The organism is Mesorhizobium sp. M7A.F.Ca.CA.002.05.1.1 (genome assembly GCF_003998335.1).
Classification (GTDB): Bacteria; Pseudomonadota; Alphaproteobacteria; order Rhizobiales; family Rhizobiaceae; genus Mesorhizobium.
On sequence record NZ_RZQI01000620.1, the window covers coordinates 1 to 3,610 of the forward strand.

Here is a 3,610-nt window from a genome sequence, read left to right on the forward strand (position 1 = left end):
CCGCGACAGCCTGTGGGCGCAAGCGCTGACGCCGCTCGAAAACCCGCTGGAGCAGGCGGGAAACCGCACCGCCTACGCGCATTACATCAAAGCGCGCTTCGGCGAACGCTATGAGCGCATCTTCGGGCCGCTGCCCGACCTTTCCGGCATGCCGTTGGATGCCAGCCCGCTTGGAAACGATGTCGAGAGGGCGGCCTGGAATGCCATGAGCGGCCCGCAGCGTGACGCTATCAACGGCGTCTTTGCCAATCTAGGCAAGGCGATTGCCGCCTTCGAACGCTCGATCGCGCCGGCGCCAACGCGCTTCGACCGCTTTGCGCTGGACCTCGCCACCGGTGCCGAGCCGAAGGGCGATGCTGTCTTTTCCAAACAAGAAATCCTTGGGCTTAAACTGTTCATCGGCAAGGCCAATTGCGTGACCTGTCACAACGGCCCGCGCTTCACCGACAACAGCTTCCACAACACCGGCGTGCCATCCGTTGCGGGCCTGCCGCCGGATCGCGGCCGTATCGATGCCGTGCACCAAGTCGAGGCGGACCCGTTCAACTGCTTCGGCGCCTATCGCGATGGCGACGCCAGCGCCTGCGGCGAGTTGCGCTTCATGGTCAAGGATGCGCCCGAACTCGTTCGCGCCTACAAGACGCCATCGCTGCGCGGAGCGGCAACGCGGCCGCCCTATATGCATACCGGGCAGTTTTCGTCGCTCGACGAGGTGGTGGCGCACTACGCCAAGGCTGCCCCCAGCGTCGAAGGGGTATCAGAGGTTCACCCGCTGGAGTTGTCGGATCGCGAGCGCGGAGCGCTGGTGGCGTTCCTGAAGACGCTGGCGGAGTGAGGTTGCCGGCGATAGGAATAGTTGAGCGAAGCGAGGCGAGTTGGTGCTGAAGCGAGCAAAGGAGGTTCTATGAGCCGGAGTATGATTCCCGTCGAGGAAAGCCGCCAAGGAATGGTTCAAGGATTCAAAATTCGCTGCCCAATATGAGGCATTGGAAGAAGAATTCGCAATCGCAGAGGCTTCGATCAAGGCTCGGTGCGAGAAACAGGAAGCCAAAGTCGTGGGGCGACCGCTGAGCGCCTAATTCCTTAAGCACGGACCGCATGCTTCGGCGATTGGCGCAAACATCCATCGCTTCGTCATCCTGGGGCGTAGCAAGGAGCGAAGCGACGCGGCGCAGACCCCAGGATCCATGCCGGGACTCGGAAGCGCTGCTGCGGTGCGGAATTCTGCTCCGCTGCATTCTTCGGCCGAGGTCGCGGCATGGATCCCAGGGTCTCCGCGACGGAGCTTCGCTCCTGCTTCGCCCAGGGATGACGAAGTTGGGGAGGCTTCAGCCATCCCTACGCTCTACCGATCCTTGACCGTCTCCATGGCCACGAAGGTCGAAGTCTGGGCGACGTGGGGCAGGGCTGAGATGCGCTCGCCGAGGACGCGGCGATAGGCGGCGATATCCCGGGTGCGCACCTTCAGCAAATAGTCGAAGCTCGACGCCATCATGTGGCACTGCTCGATCTCCGGCACGGCCTGCACGGATCGGTTGAAGGCATCGAGCGCGGCGGATCGGGTGTCGGACAATTTCACCTGGACGAAAGCGACATGGCCTTCGCCCATGCGCTCGCGGTCGATGATCGCCTGGTAGCCTCTGATATAGCCGTCCTTTTCCAGCCGCTTCACCCGCGCCTGCACCGGCGTCTTCGACAGGCCGACCTTTGCCGCCAGTTCCGACATGGAAAGCCGGCCATCGCTTGCCAGCGCCGACAGGATGTTCCTGTCGATGCGGTCCAATTGGTCTTCTATCATCGAAAATGCAGTCCATATGTCAAGTCTGAGCTGCCAGGATAAATCGAATGACCTGCAATGTCGATTTCTTCGGACCGACTGAAAATTCACACTTGTGCTAGCTTGCGCCATTCGGTCCGGTGACCGCCGGCCCGATCCCCTTTGCTCGATCCACGGGACCGCCATGCCAGCGCTTGATGCCATCCGCCAGCAGATCCGCGCCAACTACCTGCCCGACGAAGACGAGGCCGTGAAGCGACTGGCCGAGACGACGGGCCTTTCAGTGAAAGACCGCAAGGCGATCTCGGCACGGGCCGCCGATCTGGTGCGGGCGGTGCGCGGCTCGTCGGATCCTCGGCTGATGGAAGTCTTCCTCTCGGCCTATGGTCTCTCCACCAAGGAAGGCGTGGCGCTGATGTGCCTGGCCGAGGCGCTGTTGCGTGTGCCTGACACCGAAACGATGGACGACCTCATCGCCGACAAGATCGCGCCGCACGACTGGTCGGCGCATTCGGGCGGTTCAAGCTCCATCTTCGTCAATGCCTCGACCTGGGCGCTGATGCTGACCGGCCGCGTCCTCGATGAGGGCGAGGGCGGCATCGAGGGCACGCTGCGTTCTATGGTGCGGCGGCTCGGCGAGCCGGTCATCCGCAAGGCGGTGGCCGCCGCCATGCGCGAGATGGGCGAGCAGTTCGTGCTCGGCCGCACCATCACGGAAGCCGTCAAGCGAGGCCGGCCGATGACGCAGAAGGGCTATCTCTACTCCTTCGACATGCTGGGCGAGGCAGCCCGCACCGAGGCCGACGCCTTGCGCTATCACAAGGCCTATGCCGACGCGATTTCGTCGCTCGATTCCGGCTCCAACGGTCCTGACATCAGGCAGAACCACGGCATCTCGGTCAAGCTTTCGGCGCTGCATCCGCGCTACGAGGTGGCGCAGAAAGACGAGATGCTGCCTGTGATGGCAGACCGGCTCCTGTCGCTGGCGCTGGCCGCGCGCCATTCGCGCATGGGCCTCAACATCGATGCCGAGGAGGCCGACCGCCTCGATCTGTCGCTCGACGTCATCGAGCGGGTGCTGGCCGAGCCGGAGCTCGCCGGTTGGAACGGCTTTGGCGTGGTGGTGCAAGCGTATGGGCCACGCGCGGCCTTCGCCATCGATTGGCTCTATGCGCTGGCCAGGAAATACGACCGCAACATCATGGTGCGGCTGGTCAAGGGTGCCTATTGGGACACCGAGATCAAGCGCGCGCAGACGCTCGGACTGTCAGGCTATCCAGTCTTCACCCGCAAGACCAACACCGACGTTTCCTACATGGCTTGCGCGAAGAAGCTTTTGTCGATGACCGACCGCATCTATCCGCAATTCGCCACCCACAATGCCCACACCGTCGCCGCCATCTTGGCGATGGCGGACAATCGCGATTCCTTCGAGTTCCAGCGCCTGCACGGCATGGGCGAGGCGCTGCACGAGACGGTGCGCCGGTCCGAAGGCACGCCCTGCCGCATCTATGCACCGGTCGGTGCGCATTCCGATCTGCTGGCCTATCTGGTCCGCCGGTTGCTGGAGAATGGCGCCAATTCCTCCTTCGTACACCAACTGACCGACGAGGACGTCGAGCCGGAGGACATTGCGCGCGATCCGCTCGAAACGGTCGAGAGCCAGGGTCCGGCCGCCAATCCGGCGATTGCCCGGCCTTCCCAGATTTTTGGGGTCGGGCGACGCAATTCGAAAGGATTCGACATCACCGACACGGTGACGCTGGCGGCGATCGACAAGGCCAGGGCGGCCTTCGCTGGGCCGGATCGTTGGCATGCCAAGCCGATCACCCG

At 63.4% G+C, this 3,610-nt stretch carries 3 protein-coding genes; 2 read left to right on the plus strand and 1 reads right to left on the minus strand.

Annotated features, from left to right (window positions below; genetic code table 11):
- A partial coding sequence (locus tag EN939_RS25220; protein WP_127270516.1) for a cytochrome-c peroxidase occupies positions 1–835 on the plus strand: 835 nt, incomplete at its 5' end.
- A 510-nt stretch (positions 836–1,345) separates the two neighbouring features.
- On the opposite strand, the gene EN939_RS25225 is transcribed toward EN939_RS25220, so the two are convergent.
- On the minus strand, positions 1,346–1,798 hold the full coding sequence (locus tag EN939_RS25225; protein WP_127270518.1) for an Lrp/AsnC family transcriptional regulator: 453 nt from the start codon (positions 1,796–1,798) through the stop codon (positions 1,346–1,348).
- 163 nt (positions 1,799–1,961) lie between these two features.
- Here EN939_RS25225 and EN939_RS25230 point away from each other — a divergent pair.
- Positions 1,962–3,610, plus strand: a 1,649-nt coding sequence (locus EN939_RS25230) for a proline dehydrogenase family protein (RefSeq protein ID WP_206528335.1), incomplete at its 3' end; no start/stop codon positions are given.